This window comes from Micromonospora sp. NPDC047187 (genome assembly GCF_040643355.1).
GTDB classification, from domain to species: Bacteria; Actinomycetota; Actinomycetes; order Mycobacteriales; family Micromonosporaceae; genus Micromonospora; species Micromonospora salmantinae.
Genome location: NZ_JBEYUF010000004.1, coordinates 328239 through 345546 on the forward strand (window position 1 = coordinate 328239; position 17308 = coordinate 345546).

General features: G+C 72.0%; 17 protein-coding genes. 9 read left to right on the forward strand and 8 right to left on the reverse strand.

Features of this window, described 5'->3' with window-relative positions; translation table 11 throughout:
* Window positions 1-15: 15 nt before the first annotated feature.
* Window positions 16-927: a rhomboid family intramembrane serine protease gene (locus ABZ794_RS10765; RefSeq protein ID WP_210782678.1), complete on the forward strand. Its 912-nt coding sequence runs from the start codon at window positions 16-18 to the stop codon at window positions 925-927.
* Here ABZ794_RS10765 and ABZ794_RS10770 read toward each other — a convergent pair.
* The gene (locus tag ABZ794_RS10770) at window positions 920-1348 is read right to left on the reverse strand and encodes a PH domain-containing protein (RefSeq protein ID WP_210782676.1); all 429 of its coding nucleotides are present in this window, start codon (window positions 1346-1348) and stop codon (window positions 920-922) included. The genes ABZ794_RS10765 and ABZ794_RS10770 overlap by 8 nt on opposite strands.
* Before the next feature lie 112 nt (window positions 1349-1460).
* Here ABZ794_RS10770 and ABZ794_RS10775 point away from each other — a divergent pair, with 112 nt between their 5' ends.
* On the forward strand, window positions 1461-2633 hold the full coding sequence (locus tag ABZ794_RS10775; protein WP_210782674.1) for an acetyl-CoA C-acyltransferase: 1173 nt from the start codon (window positions 1461-1463) through the stop codon (window positions 2631-2633).
* 19 nt (window positions 2634-2652) lie between these two features.
* Here the strand turns inward: ABZ794_RS10775 and ABZ794_RS10780 are convergent, their stop codons facing one another.
* Together ABZ794_RS10780 and ABZ794_RS10785 are read right to left on the reverse strand one after the other, a co-directional pair.
* A complete protein-coding gene (locus ABZ794_RS10780) occupies window positions 2653-3543 on the reverse strand; it encodes a maleylpyruvate isomerase family mycothiol-dependent enzyme (RefSeq protein ID WP_210782672.1) in 891 nt (296 codons plus the stop codon).
* Between the two features lie 92 nt (window positions 3544-3635).
* The gene (locus ABZ794_RS10785) at window positions 3636-4574 is read right to left on the reverse strand and encodes a hypothetical protein (RefSeq protein WP_357515241.1); all 939 of its coding nucleotides are present in this window, start codon (window positions 4572-4574) and stop codon (window positions 3636-3638) included.
* A gap of 190 nt (window positions 4575-4764) precedes the next feature.
* On the opposite strand from ABZ794_RS10785, the gene ABZ794_RS10790 reads away from it, so the two are divergent.
* The 5 genes from ABZ794_RS10790 (at window position 4765) to ABZ794_RS10810 (ending at window position 9284) form a co-directional block, all read left to right on the forward strand.
* Window positions 4765-5769 carry an aminoglycoside phosphotransferase family protein gene (locus ABZ794_RS10790; RefSeq protein ID WP_357515243.1) on the forward strand — a complete coding sequence of 335 codons (1005 nt, stop codon included), beginning with the start codon at window positions 4765-4767 and terminating at the stop codon, window positions 5767-5769.
* Window positions 5770-5880: 111 nt separating this feature from the next.
* Entirely contained in the window at window positions 5881-6387 is a 507-nt protein-coding gene (locus ABZ794_RS10795) for a hypothetical protein (RefSeq protein WP_210782667.1), read from the forward strand.
* Between the two features lie 89 nt (window positions 6388-6476).
* Window positions 6477-7169 carry a response regulator transcription factor gene (locus ABZ794_RS10800; RefSeq protein WP_210782665.1) on the forward strand — a complete coding sequence of 231 codons (693 nt, stop codon included), beginning with the start codon at window positions 6477-6479 and terminating at the stop codon, window positions 7167-7169.
* Complete coding sequence (locus ABZ794_RS10805) at window positions 7162-8628, forward strand: HAMP domain-containing sensor histidine kinase (protein WP_357515246.1); 1467 nt, start codon at window positions 7162-7164, stop codon at window positions 8626-8628. The genes ABZ794_RS10800 and ABZ794_RS10805 overlap by 8 nt, the downstream gene beginning before the upstream one ends.
* A 56-nt stretch (window positions 8629-8684) precedes the next feature.
* A complete protein-coding gene (locus ABZ794_RS10810) occupies window positions 8685-9284 on the forward strand; it encodes a hypothetical protein (RefSeq protein ID WP_238687969.1) in 600 nt (199 codons plus the stop codon).
* Window positions 9285-9323: 39 nt separating this feature from the next.
* On the opposite strand, the gene ABZ794_RS10815 is transcribed toward ABZ794_RS10810, so the two are convergent.
* Window positions 9324-10925 (reverse strand): ricin-type beta-trefoil lectin domain protein, encoded by a 1602-nt coding sequence (locus tag ABZ794_RS10815; RefSeq protein WP_357515248.1) that lies wholly within the window; start codon window positions 10923-10925, stop codon window positions 9324-9326.
* 210 nt (window positions 10926-11135) lie between these two features.
* Window positions 11136-13355: a glycosyltransferase family 39 protein gene (locus ABZ794_RS10820; protein WP_357515251.1), complete on the reverse strand. Its 2220-nt coding sequence runs from the start codon at window positions 13353-13355 to the stop codon at window positions 11136-11138.
* A 123-nt stretch (window positions 13356-13478) separates the two neighbouring features.
* On the opposite strand from ABZ794_RS10820, the gene ABZ794_RS10825 reads away from it, so the two are divergent.
* Entirely contained in the window at window positions 13479-14186 is a 708-nt protein-coding gene (locus ABZ794_RS10825) for a glycosyltransferase family 2 protein (protein ID WP_030487790.1), read from the forward strand.
* Here the strand turns inward: ABZ794_RS10825 and ABZ794_RS10830 are convergent.
* Together ABZ794_RS10830 and ABZ794_RS10835 are read right to left on the reverse strand one after the other, a co-directional pair.
* Window positions 14172-15065, reverse strand: coding sequence for a transketolase (locus ABZ794_RS10830; protein ID WP_210782658.1), 894 nt, complete (start codon window positions 15063-15065; stop codon window positions 14172-14174). The genes ABZ794_RS10825 and ABZ794_RS10830 overlap by 15 nt on opposite strands.
* Before the next feature lie 5 nt (window positions 15066-15070).
* Window positions 15071-15766, reverse strand: coding sequence for a transketolase (locus ABZ794_RS10835; protein ID WP_357515253.1), 696 nt, complete (start codon window positions 15764-15766; stop codon window positions 15071-15073).
* 47 nt (window positions 15767-15813) lie between these two features.
* Here ABZ794_RS10835 and soxR point away from each other — a divergent pair, with 47 nt between their 5' ends.
* Window positions 15814-16287: a redox-sensitive transcriptional activator SoxR gene (gene soxR / locus ABZ794_RS10840; RefSeq protein WP_112637862.1), complete on the forward strand. Its 474-nt coding sequence runs from the start codon at window positions 15814-15816 to the stop codon at window positions 16285-16287.
* Here the strand turns inward: soxR and ABZ794_RS10845 are convergent.
* Complete coding sequence (locus ABZ794_RS10845) at window positions 16280-17278, reverse strand: NAD(P)H-quinone oxidoreductase (protein WP_210782653.1); 999 nt, start codon at window positions 17276-17278, stop codon at window positions 16280-16282. The two genes, soxR and ABZ794_RS10845, sit on opposite strands and share 8 nt — an antisense overlap.
* Window positions 17279-17308: the final 30 nt, after the last annotated feature.

Below are 17308 nucleotides of genomic sequence, written 5' to 3' on the forward strand. Positions count from 1 at the left end.
CGGAGGGTCGGCCCGGTGAGCGAGTCTCCGCCGACCACCCCCGTCTGCTACCGGCACCCCGGCCGGGAGACCTACGTCCGGTGCTCCCGCTGTGACCGGCCGATCTGCCCGGACTGCATGCGGGATGCCTCGGTCGGGCACCAGTGCCCGGAGTGCGTCAACGAGGGGCGTCGCAGTGTCCGGCCGGCGCGTACCGCCTTCGGCGGCGGTACGGCCGGCCGGCACGGCTATGTCACCAAGGCCCTGATCGCCGTGAACGTGCTGCTCCTGCTGCTCTCCATCGCCTCCGCCCGGGGCGGGGACGCGGCGGTCGGCGGCTCCGGCTTCGGCGGCCTGATGGGTGGCAGCACGCCGCTGACCGAGTGGGGTGCGGTGCTCGGCCGGGCCTACCTCTCCGACTACACGCTCGGCGGGATCGCCGAGGGCCAGTGGTACCGGCTGGTCACGGCGATGTTCCTGCACTACGGCGTGCTCCACCTGCTGCTCAACATGTGGGCGCTGTGGGTGCTCGGCCGGTCGCTGGAGGCCAACCTCGGGCGGGTGCGGTTCGCCGCGCTCTACCTGATCGCGGGCCTCGGCGGCAACGTGGCCGCCTACCTGTTCAGCAGCCCGAGGGCGGCCACCGTCGGCGCGTCGACCGCCGTGTTCGGTCTCTTCGCCGCGCTGATCATCATCGAGCGCAAGCTGGGCCGGGACATCTCACGGATCATCCCGATCCTGGTGATCAACCTGGTGTTCACACTCGCCGTGCCGGGCATCTCGATCCCCGGGCACCTGGGCGGGCTGGTGGTCGGCGCGTTGATGGCGTTGGTGCTCGCGTACGCGCCGCGTGGTCGGCGCACGCTGGTGCAGGTCACCGGTGGGGCGCTGATCCTGCTGATCCTGCTCGCGCTGGTGCTCTTCCGGACCGCCGCACTGCTCACCTGACAGGGCGGGCGGCGTGCAGTGCGGCGGCCACCTCTTCCGGGGTGGCCCCGAGGTCGTACCGGCCGAACAGATGCAGCGAGTTGCCCGCGTCGATCTCCAGGGTCTCGCTGGTCAGCCCGAGTCGGGGCCGCCGGTCGACGGCGATCGCCTCGACCGCAGACCAGGGCAGCAGCCGCCGGCCGGCGAAGCCGTGGATGACGGTGAGCCCGGCCGGGTCCACCGCCAACCGGACCGGCGCGACCAGGTCACGTACCGCCCAGCCGGCCAGCGCGGCGGCGGCCAGGACGGCCAATGCCAGGCGGACAGTGTCGCCGTCGGCGAAGAGCAGCCCGAGCGCGACGAGCAGGACAGCGCCGGCCAGCTTCGCCGACGGCAGGCTCGACGGCACCCGCCACTGCTGTGCAGGGGAGGTCTCATTCACCCGCCCAGCATGCCAGCGGCCGTCGGATTCCGGCACCTCGTGCGGGTGTGGCCCGACGACCGGTCGATGGACGACGTAGGATCGGGGCAGCCCAAGTTACCGGGGAGTAAACATGAGTGACGCGGTCATCGTCGGCGCGGTACGTACCCCGGTCGGGCGGCGCAAGGGCAGCCTCGCCGGCGTCCACCCGGTCGACCTCTCGGCGCACGTGCTGCGCGCCCTCGCCGAGCGCACCGGGCTCGACCCGGCCCAGGTCGACGACGTCTTCTGGGGCTGCGTGTCCCAGGTCGGCGAGCAGTCGTGGAACATCGCCCGCAACGGCGTGCTCGCCGCCGGCTGGCCCGAGACGGTGCCCGGCACCACGCTGGACCGGCAGTGCGGCTCCAGCCAGCAGGCCCTGCACTTCGCCGCCGCGACGGTGCTCTCCGGTCAGGCCGACCTGGTGGTCGCCGGCGGCGTCGAGTCGATGACCAGGGTGCCGATGGGCTCGAGCGTGGCCGGCGGCATGCCGTTCAGTGACCAGCTACGCGCCCGTTACCGGGGCGTCGAGGGCTTCGCCGACGACGCGCCGCTGCCGTTCAACCAGGGGGTCGGGGCCGAGCTGATCGCCCAACGGTGGCGCCTCTCGCGTACCCAACTGGACGAGTTCGCGCTGGCCAGCCACGAGAAGGCAGCCGCCGCGCAGGACGCCGGCGCGTTCGACCCGGAGCTGACCCCGGTGCCGCTCGCCGACGGTGGCAAGTTTGCCGCCGACGAGGGCATCCGTCGGGAGACCTCCCTGGAGAAGCTGGGTGAGCTGGCCACCCCGTTCCGCGCCGACGGCGTGGTGACCGCCGGTTCCGCGTCCCAGATCTCCGACGGCGCCGCGGCCCTCGCGGTGACCACCTCCGACTGGGCCAGCCGACACGGCCTGCGCCCGCTGGCCCGGATCCACACCGCCGTGGTCGCCGCCGACGACCCGGTCGCCATGCTCACCGCGCCCATCCCGGCCACCGCGAAGGCGCTGCGCCGCGCGGGGCTGGGCATCGAGGAGATCGGGGTGTACGAGGTGAACGAGGCGTTCGCCCCGGTGCCGCTGGCCTGGTTGGCGGAGACCGAGGCGGACCCGGAGCGGCTCAACCCGCGCGGCGGGGCGATCGCCCTCGGCCACCCGCTCGGCGGCTCCGGTGCCCGGATCATGACCACCATGCTTCAGCACATGCGGGACAACGGCATCCGCTACGGCCTGCAGACCATGTGCGAGGGCGGCGGGATGGCCAACGCCACCATCGTCGAGCTGATCTGAGGACACCGTCGCCCGCCGGTCACCTCCGTTGGGGCCCGGATGCTGGTGGGGGCGCGAGCCGGGCGTTGGGCATGTGCACGACCCTGAGGAACGCGGGCAGCCGCCACGGCCTCGGCCCGCCGATGACGACGTCGCGCCGCAGCACCGCCTGCGCGATGCTGATCCGGCCGAACATCATCAGGTTGAACCGGGCGGGGCGGAACGTCACGCTCGCGTCGAACGGGGCGTCGGGTGGGGCGATCCACACCCGGCGGTCGCCCAGGGTCAGCGTCGTCGTCGGCGCGTACCGCGAGCGGAACTGCACCGACACGTGGTGCCGGGGCATCGGCAGCTCGGTGTTGAGCAGCACCCCGTACGTGTCGCGCAGCATGTCGAACATGAACAGGTCCCAGTAGAGCGCGGCGTGCTCGTCCGGCATCGGCCACGGCCGGCGGAGCGCCCGCGCGATGTCCCAGCCGTGCACGAGCAGCTCGTTGGTCAGGTGGGCGAACAGTCCGCCGACCGTCACCCTCGCGTTGCCCAGCCAACTCACCGTCGAGCGCGGATCGGCCGACGTCGTCAGGAGGCGGCCGACCAGGTTGTTCAGCTGCGTCAGCAGCACCTCCGGGTCGCGCTCGGTGAAGTGGGCGAGCACCTGTGTGTTGACGTCGGCCACCGTGTCCACATTCGTGCTGGCCAGCATGTCCTCCAGCCCCGGCACCCGGATGGGGACCTCGGTGCCGTCCAGCCTCGACACGTACAGCATCGCGATCGACACCACGTGCGCGAGGGTGTCGGCCACTGTCCAGTCGGCAGTCGCCATGACGTCGGGTGAGGGCGCGGCGGCCACCAAATCGGTGAACCGGTCGGTGGCCGTTCGCAGTGCCGTGTTGGCCACACTCCACCGGTCCTGATCCGCCCCGCCAGTCACACGAACAGCATCGAGCATCCAGCGCGCCGAAACATCTTCGAATGTGCCATTCTTCGGCAGCGGCAGCGGCAGCGGCAGCGGCAGGACCGGCGTCAGTGGTTGTAGAACATGGTGGGGAACCAGCCGAAGCCGAAGATCGAGGGCACCCGGACGTCCCAGTACACGACCGTGAAGACGCCCAGGGCGATGAGCAGCGCGCCGCTGATCACCATGCTGCGTCGTACGTCGGCGGCGAGCCAGCTGATGAACCGGCCGCGGGTGAGCATGATCAGCAACGCGAACAGCGCGGTGACCACGACGATGTTGCCGAGGGACTGCAGCACGAACGCGGCCGAACCGTACAGTGGGTTGCCGCTGTCGACCGCCCAGTGGAACAGCTTGTTGAACAACGGGTACGGCCGGCCGATGAGGAAGCCGCCGATGAGCGCGCCGAGGGTGATCACCCGTGCGACCGGCCGGTCGGCGAACACGTCCGGCACCGCCCGGATCGCGGCCAGCCCGAGATAGATGAGGGCCAGTCCGATGACGCCGAACACCACCGACGACTGGATGATGCGTACCGGCACCCCACCGGCGGTGTCGGTGGACAGCTGGGGAAGCCGGTCACCCAGCAGGACCCCGACGAACCCGTACACCGCGGCGACGGCGACCATGCCCAGGGTGAGGTAGCCGACCGGCCGCAGCAGCAGCCGGAGCCGGTCACCGTTGGCGGAGCTTGCCGCGCCGAGCGGCCCGATGGACGCGAGCATCGCGATGTTGCACGCGGTGAACGTGCCGGCGAGGCCGGACACGAATGCGAACACCAGGCCGGCGGCGGTACCGGAGATCGCCGTCGCCTTCGCATCGTGACCGAGGATCCCGCTGGCGACGCTGTCACCGATGACCGAGTCGACGAACTCGTAAGACCAGAGCACCGCCAGTAGGACCCCGGCCGCCACGCTGACCGCGATGATGACGCCGTTGCGTGGTGGACGATCGGCGACGGAGGGGCGCGCGACGTTTCGAGTGGCTGTGGTTGGCGTTCCCGTCATAGCTCTACTCCCCGAGCCGATTCGAGCACTAATTACTGTGCGCAGCGATGATTTCGCTCGGAGCTTCCTCGGCGCATCTCCCAGGGTGCGCAGTCGGCAGATGTCACGGCCTCCGGTGGGACGTCGTGCCGTGCCGGCGGCGGTGGAATAAGCGGTCCCCAACTTCGGGAAGACGGCCTAGGGTGCCAGCGTGACGACGATCGAGCGTGCTCCGGACTGGTCCGACGGGCAGTGGCAGACGCAGGCCCGGTCCTGGGTCGACGAGCAGTTGACTCGCGCGGGTCGGCGAGTGACCGGGCCGGTGGAGCCGCGGATCCGCCCGTGGTCGTTGGTGTGGCGGGTGCCGACCGACGATGGTCCGGTCTGGTTCAAGGCCAACAATCCGGGCACGATGCACGAGGCCGCCCTGATCGCGACGCTGGCCCGGCTCGCGCCCGAGCGGGTGCTGACCCCGATCGCGGTGGACCCTGAACGGGGCTGGTCGTTGCTGCCCGACGGCGGCGAGTCACTGCGCGACCTGCTGGCCCGCGACCCGGACCTGACGCACTGGGAGCGGGCGCTGCCCGGGTACGCCGCCCTCCAGTTGGCCACCGCGGCGCAGGCCGACGAACTGGTCACCTCCGGCGTACCGGACCATCGGCCCGAGGTGCTCGCCGACCTGTTCGTCGAGCTGCTCGACGACCGCGCGTCGCTGTTCGGCGCGGAGGAGGGGCTCAACCCCGAGGTGTACGACCGGCTGCGGGCGGAGGTGCCGTCGTACGCCGAGCGGTGCCGTCGGCTCGCCGACCTCGGCATTCCGGCGACCGTGCAACACGACGACCTGCACGACGGCAACGTCTTCGCCGGCGCGGACGGGTACCGGTACTTCGACTGGGGCGACGCCTCGGTGGCGCACCCGTTCGGCACGCTGCTGGTGACCCTGCGCTCCATCGGGCACGCCGGGAAGCTCGCCGCCGCCGACGCCCGACTGGTGCGGTTGCGTGACGCGTACCTGGAGGCGTGGACCGACCGGTACGACCGGCGGACGCTCGTGGAGGCCGCCGACCTCGCGATCGCCCTGGGGCCGGTGAGCCGGTCACTCTCCTGGCGTCGGGCACTGGACACTCCCGAGGAGTCCCGCGCCGAGTACGCCGACGCGGTCCCGGGCTGGCTGGAGGAGCTGTTCGCCGCCAGTCCACTTCAGCCGAACTCCTGACCATGATCCGTCCGAGTCGGAAGTCGGACAGGCAGTGCGACAGGCGGCGTGGAACTTCCAAAAATCCCGCGTGACCCACATCACCCTGCTGGGGACGTCGTTGGGCAGGTCATGGACGTCTTCTCCCGAACGTTCCTCCCGGCCGCCGCCGAGGCTGGCCTGGCCGTGCAGACGGTGAGCCGGCACATGCCGGTCTTCCGGCGCTGCGTCGGCTCCGGTGACGCCACCATCCTGATCACCCGTTGCAGCCGCCCCGACCGCCCGGTCACCGGCGACTACCTGTTGCTACTCACCCACCGTCGGCTGGTGGTGACCCAGCAGACCCGCCTCCTGCACCGACTGCGCCTGCATCTCAACACCGAGTTGCGCGAGCTGAGCAACGTCACCTGGAGCCCGGACCCGCGGCTGCAGTCGGTGGAGATGGCGGCCACCGCGATCGACGGGATCCGTGAGCGGTTCCTGATCCGGACCAGTCACCCGAAGCAGGTCTGGCAGCTCGACGCGTTGCTCAACCAGGCGTTCCGGACCCGCCTGCGGCCGCCCGGCGCCCGGGTCGTCGCCAGCATCGGTGACGCACCGGCCGCCGCCCGGCCCGGGATGTTCGCTCCGTCCTGGTGAGCTGACCCCGACCGGGCGTCGCCCGGCCTTTACCGAACTCGAACACACACAGATCGCGCCGAGCCTTCGCAGTCGGCAATCATGGGCCGGTGACAGTCGAACCACCGCATCGCGGGCTCGTCCTCGTCGTGGAGGACGAGCCGGCCATCGCCGACCTGGTCCGGCTCTACCTGACCCGGGACGGGTTCGGCGTCCACCTGGAGCGTGACGGCGCGGCTGGTCTGAGCGCGGCCCGCCGGTTGCGTCCGGTGGCCTGCGTCCTGGACATCGCGCTGCCGGGTCTGCCCGGCACCGAGATCTGCCGCCGGCTGCGCGAGGCCGGCGACTGGACCCCGGTCATCTTCCTCACCGCCCGCGACGACGAGGTGGACCGGATCGTCGGCCTGGAGTTGGGCGCCGACGACTACGTCACCAAGCCGTTCAGCCCCCGGGAGCTGGTTGCCCGGGTCCGCGCGGTGCTGCGCCGATCCGCGGGCGGCCCGGAGGGCGCGGACCGGCCACGTGTCGTCGGCCCGGTGATGCTCGACCCGGCCCGCCGCACGGTCACCGCCGCCGGTGCCCCGGTGCAGCTCACCTCCACCGAGTTCGACCTGCTGGCTCACCTGATGGCCCGGCCCGGCCGGGTCTTCACCCGGGAGGAGTTGCTGGCCGGAGTCTGGGGCTACGCGGCGCACGCCGGCACCCGGACGGTGGACGTGCACGTCGCCCAGGTGCGGGCGAAGCTCGGCCGGGCGAGTGTGATCCGGACCCATCGCGGCGTCGGGTACGCGGTCGATGCCTGACCACCCCGGGCACGTCGAGTCGCCGACCATGGCCCTGCCGGTGGTCGGCGCCACCCCACCCACCGCACCCCGACGAGGCCGGCTCGGCCGTACGCTGACCGCCCGCGCGGTGCTCGTCACCTGCGCGGTGGCGCTGGTGTCGGTGCTGGTCACCGCCATCGTCGCGGTGCCGTTGGCGATCCGTGGCGCGGAGCGGAGCGAGCAGGAAGCGCTCGCCGCCCAGGCCCGACTCGCCGCCGAGGTGCTGCGGACCCGCCTCGACCGGGGTCGCGGAGCCGACGAGGAACGGCTCATCCAGCAACTGCGCGCCCAGGGCATCGACGCGTACCTCATCCGCCGTGGGGCGGTGGACCGGGCGGGCCTGCCACCGCGGGTGGTGCAGCGGATCGGGCAGGGCCGCAACGTGTCGGCCCGCCGCTCGGTCAACGGTGAGCGGGCCCTGGTCGAGGGTCGGGCCCTGCCCGGCGGCAACGGGGTGGTGCTCTCCCGTCCGCTGGCCAACGGGCTGTGGGCACGGGTGCTGCTCAGTCTGTGGTTGCCGCTGCTGGCCGGGTTGACCGCCGGTGTGGTGGCCGGGCTGCTGCTGGCCCGTCGGTTGGCCCGGCCGATCCGTGTCGCGGCCACCGCCGCCGCCCGGCTGCGCGCCGGTGACCGTGCCGTCCGGGTGCCGGTCGAGTCGCCGGACGAGGTCGCCGACCTGGCCGAGGCGTTGAACGGTCTGGCTGCCGCGCTGGCCACCAGCGAGGGCCGACAGCGGGAGTTCCTGCTCTCCGTCTCGCACGAGCTGCGTACCCCGCTGACAGCGATCCGGGGGTACGCCGAGGCGCTCGCCGACGGGGTGCTCGGTGCCGACGACACGGTGGACACCGGTCGGACGATGCTGGCCGAGGCCCAACACCTGGACCGGCTGATCGGCGACCTGTTGGCACTGGCCCGGCTGGAGGCCGCCGACTTTCCCCTCGAACCGGTGCCGGTGGACCTGACCCAACTGGCAGTGGATGCGGAGCCGACCTGGTCCGGGCGGTGCGCGGCGGTGGGCGTGTCGTTCCGGGTGGAGACGCCCGGTCGGCCGGTGCCCGCGTACACCGATCCGGGGCGGATCCGGCAGGTGCTGGACGGGCTGCTGGAGAACGCGCTGCGGGTCGTACCCCCGGGGGCGCCGGTGGTGCTCGCGGTCCGGCCGGCCGGCGCGGACCCGGCGCACGGCGGCGTGTTGGAGGTTCGCGACGGCGGGCCCGGCTTCACCGACGACGACCTGGCGGTGGCCTTCGAACGCGGTGCGCTGCACGAGCGTTACCGGGGGGTGCGCAAGGTGGGCAGCGGCCTGGGGTTGGCGCTGGCCGCCGGGCTGGTCCGCCGGTTGGGCGGGGAGATCGCCGCGGGGCACGCGCCGGAGGGCGGCGCCGCCTTCGCCGTCCGGTTGCCCGGTGATCCTTACCTGACCCGAACACCGGCCTGACGCTCCGCTCGTCGTTCCCGGGAAGGCTGAGGGCTCCACGGACGAGAGGGAGAGTCATGCCACGTTGGGGTATCGCCACCGGCACCACGGCACTGCTCGCGGCGGTCGCGCTCGGCGTCAGCGGCTGCGGCGCGGCCGAGGTGGCCAGCCAACCCGCCCGGGATGTCGCCGTCGACGTCGCCGCCGCCATGGGGGTCGAGGGTCAGGCGCTGGCCGCGATGGGCTTCGACGCCGACGACCTGGATGTGCGAACCGTCGCCGCGCCGGCCACGCCGACGCCGGGTGCGTCCCCCAGCGCGCAGGAGAAGGCCCGGGAGAAGCGCGGTGAGGAGTGGCGCAAGCGCCGCCAGGCCCGCGTGCTGCTGCGCAAGAACACCCTGCACGGTGAGGCGGTGGTGAAGACGAAGGACGGCGGTACGCAGACCGTCGCCGTGCAGCGCGGCGAGGTGACAGCGATCGACGGGGACTCGATGACCGTCAAGTCCACCGACGGCTTCACCATGACCTGGACCTTCGGCGACGACCTGCGGGTGGTCGAGCGGCGGGCCACAGTGCAGCCGAGCGAGATAACTGTCGGCGCGACGCTCGGCGTCGCCGGCGCGAAGAACGGCGAGAAGGGCGTGGCCCGGCTCGTCCTCGTTCCCCGCGCCAAGTGAGCGAAGGGGCCCTGGCCGAGGCCAGGGCCCCTGCCCTCGTCAGTAGACGCGGGAGCCGATGAAGTCGTCGTGACCGTAGCCGACCGGGTTGGCGGCGGTACGGGCCTCGAACGACCACTGCTGCCGGGTGCTGCTGGAGCAGTTCGCCAACCGCAGGCGAGAGCTGCCCAGCAGCGGGTTGTCGAACGCCACGCAGAGGTTGTTGGCGCTCGCCGGCCTGATCTGGTTACCCACGAAGACGAACTGCTGCGCGCCGGTGCCGTTGCAGTCGTAGATGTTGACAGCGGTGCCGGCGGTCATCGAGCTGTTGGCGACGTCCAGGCAACGGTCGTGGGACAGCTCCGAGTGCAGCGACCGCCGGGCCGAGTCGTACCAGAAGCCCTGGTTGCGCCCACCGTGGCAGGAGTACGGCTGCTGCGCGGTGCCGTTGCGGGAGTCGTACCCCTTGCCGTCGACACAGGTGCCGGTGGCCAGGTTGCGCAGTTGCTTGAAGTCCAGCAGACCCGGGTAGAGCACGCCACCGCCGGTGCTGGCCGGGTCGACGCAGCTGGCCCGCGTCTGCCCGGAGTTCCAGAACTGGGTGATGCACTGGGCGAACATGCCGTGCCCACGGGCGTTGGGGTGGAACGACTGTCGGGCGGCGTTCTCGTTCCAGATGCCGACCTCGATGTAGAGGCCACGGACCGAGGTGTTGTCGGTGCACACCTCGTGCCCGTGGAAGAGCCGGCTGGCGTCCAGGTAGCGGGTGCCGGTGTTCGCCGCGGCCGAGCGCAGCGCCGACTCGAACATCGGCACCGCCTTGTTCCGGGCGAACGCCGCGTCGGCCAGGTAGAGCAGGCAACCGCCGGAGTACCAGCCGGGGAAGTTGGGGTTGTCCTCCACGTCCGGGCTGCCGGGGCTCGGGTACGACATCAGCACCAGCTCGTAGTCCGACCGCAGGTAGCCGGCGTTGGTCATGGTCTGCCGGATGTCGGTCAGCGCCGACTCCACTGCCTGCCGGCTGCCGTCGGTGCGGATCGTCCACTGGTCGGTGTAGGTGGGGTAGCAGGCGCCCTGGAAGAAGACCCGGCGGACGGCGCAGTCGGTGGCGACCGGACCGAACTGGATGGTGCCGTCACCGTTCGCGCCGACCACCACCCAGATCAGCTTCACGTGCGTGTTGCGCGCCTTGATGCCCAGGTAGTCGCCCTGGTTCAGCTCGTTGTGCTGGGTCGGGCCGCCGGCGATCAGGTTCCAGGGGGTGGCACCGGAGCAGGCGATGTTGTACTGCGCGTCCGACGTGATGCCGGTGCGGAAGACCGCCTGGTCGTACGAGCGGTCGCACCAGTTGCCGTCCTGGTGGGTGCCGGGGACGTAGTTGCCGACCCCCTCACCGGAGATCTCGCTGTCACCCATGGTGATCAACGCGGTACGCCGTTGCTCGATCGGGCGGATCGCCGGGCTGCCGTAGAGGGCGGTCGCCTCGGCGGCCCGGACGGCTTCGAGGTTGGCGGGCAGTGGTTGGACGGTTGGTCGGTCGGCGGCGGTGGCGGGGGTGGCCGGTCCGGCGAGCATCGGTAGGACGAGAGCGGCGACGGCGACGGCGACGGTGATGGCCCGTCGTCGGGTCGCGCGTTCGGGCCTGGCGGGGATTGCAGGCATCGACGCACTCCTTTCGGCTCAATCGCGGGACGTCGATTGAGTTACCAGACGGTAACGTGCGGATCAGCAGATGTGAATGCGCTTCAGATCCTTGCGCGCGGGCTGCAGAACCGCCCGGATCGGACTATCCGGGCCCGCGCGCCAGCGCCACGGCGGCGCCGAGCCGACTTCTGGTGCAGCGGCCGGGCGGCGGTGCGGCCGACTTCTGGTTCAGCGGCCCGGCGGCAGGGCGTAGCCGACGTAGCCGCGGAACTCCAGCCGCCAGCCGGCCGGGACGAGTTTGGCGCAGGCCGCCTTGGTGCCGGTGCAGACGATCGCGTCGACCGAGGAGGGGTCGGCCGGCGGTCGTTCCGGCAACACGGACTGCAACGCCACCAGGTCCGGTGAGCCGCCGTCGGGCTGCCGCAGCAGCAGCCACCACGGGTACTCCCAGTTGTCGTTCTGCTGCACCAGACCGATCCGTCGCGCACCGCTGTCCTGGACCGCGGTCGCCGCCCAGCGGAACTCGTCGGCCCACTGGGGGCGGCGCAGGAACCGGGTGTCCCAGTCCGAGGTGGTGAAGACCGAGCCGGCGCCGACCAGCCGGCGCGGGAAGCCGTACGACAGCGCGAGCACTCCGGCCAGCGCCGCGGTGGCCAGCACGGTGAGGGCCGCCACTGTGGCAACCGAACGACGCCCACCTGCGCGGTTGCGCAGGAGAGCGTCCAGCCAGAGGCCGGCGAGGGGCACGGCGAGCACCACGGCGTAGAGCAGCAGCCGGTTGCCCCACGGCTGCCACTTGATCATCGCGGTGTGCAGCAGCACGGCGGTCAGCACCACCACGGCGTACGCCCGCAGCGACCCGGCCCGCTCGGGGGCGATCCGCCGTGGTCGGGCGAGCGCGATCACCGCACCGATCACCGCCAACGCCCCGGCCAGCGGAAACGCCACCCGGTCCTCGTCCGGATACCAGGCCGGCTCCGGGAACAGCTCCCGCCCGAAGGTGATCGCGCGGTCCTGCGGGTCGACCCCGACCGCCTCGGCGCCGCTGATGATCACCTCGGCCCCGGCCCGACGCAGCGGCGCCAGCGGCGTGTCGAACGCGGTGTGCCCGATCCGCAGCGCGTTGACCACTATCGACGCCGGGTCGTGCCGCTCCATCGGGATGGACTCGCGCAGCCGGGGCGGCCCCAGCGGGTGCCCGAACTCGGCGGTCACCCGGGCCAGGAACGGGCCGACCACCACGGCAGCGACCACCAGGATCAGCACCGAACCGCCGACAGTGCGGGCCAGCCCGCCGACCGGCCAGGAACGCCGACCCCCACCGGGTGTCGCCGGGCCAGCCGGTGCCGATCGATCGGTCCGGGCCAGCCTCAACTGGGCCAGTCCCCAGAGCACCAGCAGCGGGCCGACCGCGATCAGGCCGCTGGTCTTGGTCACCGCGGTCAGCCCGGTCGCCGCCCCCAGCCCGAGCAACGTGCCCCAGCCGGTCCGTCGACTCAGCCCGTCCAGCGCCAGGGTCGCCGCGCAGGCCACCCACGCCGCGCAGATCAGGTCGGTCTGCGTGCTGGTCGCCTGGAGCACCACCATCGGCGTGGTCGCCAGCACGAACGCGGTGAGCAACTGGGCCCGCCGGCCGCCGCCGAGCTGTGTGGTGATCCGTGCGGCCACCAGGAGGCAGACCACTCCGGCCGCCCACTGCACCAGGTTGTGCAGGTGGTCCCCGCCGGTGAGCAGGCGCAGGTGCAGCAGCAGGTACTCGGCTCCGGGCGGGATGGTCACCTGCCGGTGGATGGCGGTCGGCCAGAAGTCCAGGTCGCCCTGGGCCACCCAGTGCTCCACCTTCGGCAGGTGGTACGTCTGCGAGTCGAAGTTGTTCGGCTCGGCCAGCAGCGCGACCAGCAGCTCCACCAGGACCAGCCCGCCGACGGTGCCGGCGAGGAGCCGCTCACCCGGTCGGGCCGCACGCCACGCGTCGACCGCTACGGCACGAAGGTCAGCGAACCCCCGACCAGCCTGTGTCGGCGTGGGGCCGGGCTCACCGCGCTCGGCGGCCGGGGCGGAAACGTCAGGTCCGCCACCGGACACCACAGCGCCGACCGGCACCGGCCGCGGTGCGGTGCTGACTGCCGGCGCAGCGCTGACCGGCACCGGTGCGGCGGCGGCCGGCCGCCCGAGGCGGGTCGCCCGTCGCCGGCGCAGACCGGCCGCCGCCGCGGCCGCGACCAGGAAGAGTAGCCAGGCGACTGTGAACGCGCCTCGGGTCAGCGCGTGCGCCGCGCCGAGCACCTCGACGACGAGCACCGCGTACGCCCCGCTGAGCAGGACGGCGCGGACCACGGCGAGCCGCAGCGGTGCCACCGCGCCAGCCTCGCGTGGCATCGCCGCGACGATGAGCAGGAGCACCGCAGCGACAGGAATCACCGCGAGCAGGGAGCCGGCAGCCGACATGGCGGAAGTAAACACCATTGATCTGAGGCCGCCGCGCGGACTGCCCAGCGGTAGCGGTACGCGGTAAACAAACCAACCAGGCTAGGCTATGGCCGACGTGTTGCCGCCACCGTGGAGATCCCCGTGAAGCTCTCGATCCTCATGCCGGTCTACAACGAGGAAGAACGCATCGCGGATGCCCTCAAGCAGGCATTGGCGGTGGACTATCCCTGTGAGATCGAATTGGTAGTCGTCGACGACGGCAGCCGCGACGGCACCGGCGAGGTCCTCGGTCGCGCCGACGACGCGCGCCTGCGGGTCATCACCCACCAGCGCAACGCCGGCAAGGGTGCCGCCATCAAGACGGCGGTCGACAGCGCCGAGGGTGACTACATGGTCATCCTCGACGCCGACCTGGAGTACGACCCGCAGGACATCCCCAAGCTGCTCGACCCGGTGCTCGACGGTCGGGCCACGGTGGTCTACGGCAATCGCACCTTCGGCAGCCACAGCGCCTACAGCTTCTGGTACGTGATGGGCAACAAGGGCGTCACGATGGCGGCCAACGTGCTGTTCAACTCGTACATCGGCGACCTGGAGACCTGCTTCAAGCTGATGCCGGTGGCGCTCTACCGGTCGCTCGAGGTGCGCTCGCGCGGCTTCGGCATGGAGGCCGAGGTGACCGGCAAGCTGCTGCGTCGCCGGATCCGGCCGTACGAGGTGCCGATCAGCTACCGGGCACGCGGCCGGGAAGAGGGCAAGAAGATCACCTGGAAGGACGGCGTCGAGGCGATCTGGATCCTCGGGCGCGAGCGCGCTCGCCGCCGCCCCGCCGTCTCAGCCGCCAACTGACCCCAGGAACGCGCTGATCGACCGCCGCAGGCCGTCGGCGTCCAGACCATGCCACCGGGCGTGGTCGGCCGGATCGCCGTACCGTCGCAGGTCGGTCTGACCCACCCCGAGGGCGAGCAGCCGGTGCGGTACGTCCGCCAGGGCCCGGCTGACGAGCGCGCTCGACGTTCCCGCCAGGTACGGCTCGACCAGCACCACGTCGGTGTTGGCGAGCGCCCGCAGCCCGGGCGTGTCGAGTGGCCGGGGCGTGTGGGTGTACGCCACTGTCACGTCCATTCCCTCGGTCGCCGCCAGAGTGGGGTCGAGCATCGGTCCGACCGCCACCACGAGCGGCGCGTTCGTCAGGCCCCGCCGAAGCACCCGTAGCCGTGTGGCGTCCGGGTACGCCTCGGCGTTGCGCTGCTCGGAGAGCCGCAGGTAGACCGGATCGTCGCTGGTCGCGGCGTTGCGCAGCAGCGGCGCCACCTCGTCCGGGTGGCCGGGCACCCGAACCGTCCAGCCGTCACCGAGCGAGTCGAAGAGCGCCACGTCCCCGGGTGACTGGTGGGTGCGGCCCTCAGCCGACCCGTCGTACGACGCGCCGATGCTGACCAGGACGGCGCCCACGCCCTGGTGGTCCAGATCCAACTTGATCTGCTCGTACGCCCGGTCCACCAGGAACGTCGCGTACGAGTGCGCGATCGGACGCAGCCCGGTCAGGGCGAGCCCGCCGGCCACACCGATCATCAGTTGCTCCCGGATCCCGACGTTGAGCACCCGGTCCGGGTGGCGGTGGCCGGCTGCGGCGAACTGGCTCGCCGAGATGTCGGCCAGCACCAGTGCGGTACGCGGATCCTCGTCGAGAAGCGCTGTGGTGGTGTCGATGAAGGCGGTACGCATGTCGGTCATCCCTTGCTCTCGATGCGGGCGACCACCAGGTGCGGGTGTCGTGGCCGGTGCCCGGTCAGCGCCGCGTACAGGGCTTCGTGGTTGCGGCCGTCGACGGTGTCGGCGGTCCAACCGTTGACGGTGAACCGGCTGGCGATACCACCGGCCCATCCGTGGCTGGCCGACGAGTTGTCGACCACGACCGCGGTGAGGCTGTCCAGGCCGGTCGCTCCCGCGTACGCGATCGCCTCGTGGTTGGATCCCTCGTCCAGTTCGGCGTCGCCGAGCAGCACGTACACCCGGGGGTTGAGCAGCCCCTGGGCGCGCAGGCCGAGCGCGGTGCCGACGGCCAGCCCGAGCCCGTGCCCGAGGGAGCCGGAGCCGATCTCGACCCCCGGCACCAGGAGTCGGTCCGGGTGGTGGCCGAGCCGGCTCTCCGAGCCGGCCAGGTCGTCGAGCCAGGCGTCCGGGATGAAGCCGTGGGCGGCGAGCACCGCGTAGTAGGCGGCCGGCCCGTGGCCCTTGGAGAGCAGGAACCGGTCCCGCTCCGGGTCGTCGGTGGTGTCGGGGGTGACCCGCAGCACCCGGTCGTAGAGCACCTGGAGCACGTCGACGGTGGAGTGCGCGCTCGGCGCGTGCTTCTCGTCGCCGGTCAGTCGTCGGATCAGGCCGGGCAGGCGGGCGCTGCTGGTGGTGGGCAGTGTGGTGGTCATGCCACTACTGTGTGAGTTGAAGTGCACTTCAACTCAAGGACCTGGTGATGCCGGATCTATTGACGATCGGTGAGCTGTCCGCCCGCTCCGGGGTGGCACCGTCGGCGTTGCGCTACTACGAGCGACTCGGGCTGATTCGCGCCGACCGCACCGGCGGCAACCAGCGCCGCTACGCCCGGGCCGAGCTGCGGCGGGTCGCCTTCATCCGGATCTCCCAGCAGGTCGGCGTCTCGCTCGACGAGATCCGGGAGGCGCTCGACTCGCTCCCCGAGGCCCGCACCCCGAGCCCGCAGGACTGGGCGCGGCTGTCGGCGAGCTGGCGCAGCCGCCTGGACGAGCGGATCCGGCTGCTCACCAAGCTCCGCGACGACCTGGACGGCTGCATCGGCTGCGGCTGCCTGTCCCTGCAGCGCTGCACGCTCAACAACCCCGAGGACACCCTGGCCGGCGAGGGCCCGGGCGCCCGGCTGGTGCTGCCCCGACCGACCGACGACCCGACCCTGGCAGGCTCGCTCAGCTGACGGCCGACCCTCCGCCCGGTGGGCGGGTGAGCAGCACCTTGCCGAAGTGGTCGTTGGACTCGACGAGCCGGTGCGCCTGCGCCGCCTCGGTCATCGGCAGCCGCCGGTCCACGATCGGCCGGATCCGGCCCGCCTCGACCAACGGCCACACCTCGTCCCGTACGCCCTGGACGATCTCCGCCTTCTCGGCGAGCGGACGGGACCGTAGCGACGTCGCGGTGACGCTGGCCCGCTTGGCCAGCAGCGCGCCGAGATCCAACTCGGCCTTGCGCCCACCCTGCATCCCGATCACCACGAGCCGACCGCCGGTGGCCAGCGCGGACACGTTCCGCCCCAGGTAGGACCCACCCATGATGTCGAGGATGACGTCCACGCCGCGCCCGTCGGTGACCCGCCGGACCTCCTCGACGAAGTCCTGCTCCCGGTAGTCGATGATGTGTGCCGCGCCCAGCTCACGCAGCCGGTCGTGCTTGGCCTCCCGCGCGGTGGTGAGCACTGTCACGCCGAGGGCCGCCCCGAGTTGAATGGCGAAGGTGCCGATCCCGCTGCCGCCGCCGTGCACCAGCAGCGTGTCGCCCGCGCCGAGCCGCGCCACCTGGACCAGGTTCGACCACACCGTGCAGGCCACCTCGGGCAGCGCCGCGGCGTCGACCGGGTCGCAGGCGGGCACCGGCAGCAACTGCCCGGCGGGAACGGCGACCCGCTCCGCGTACCCGCCGCCGGCCAGCAGCGCGCAGACCTGCTGCCCGACCGCCCACCCGGCGACCTGCGCGCCAACCTCCGTGATCACCCCAGAGCATTCCAACCCGGGGTACGCGGGCGCACCCGGCGGCGGCGGGTAGTGCCCCTGCCGTTGCAGCAGGTCAGCGCGGTTGACCCCACTGGCCCGCACATCCACGATGACCTCGTCCGGGCCCGGCTCCGGGTCGGGCACCTCGGCCCAGACCAGCGCGTCAGGTCCACCGGGCTGGGGAATCGTGATGGCTCGCATGGGCCCAGTCTTCCCGATCTTCCCGGGTGT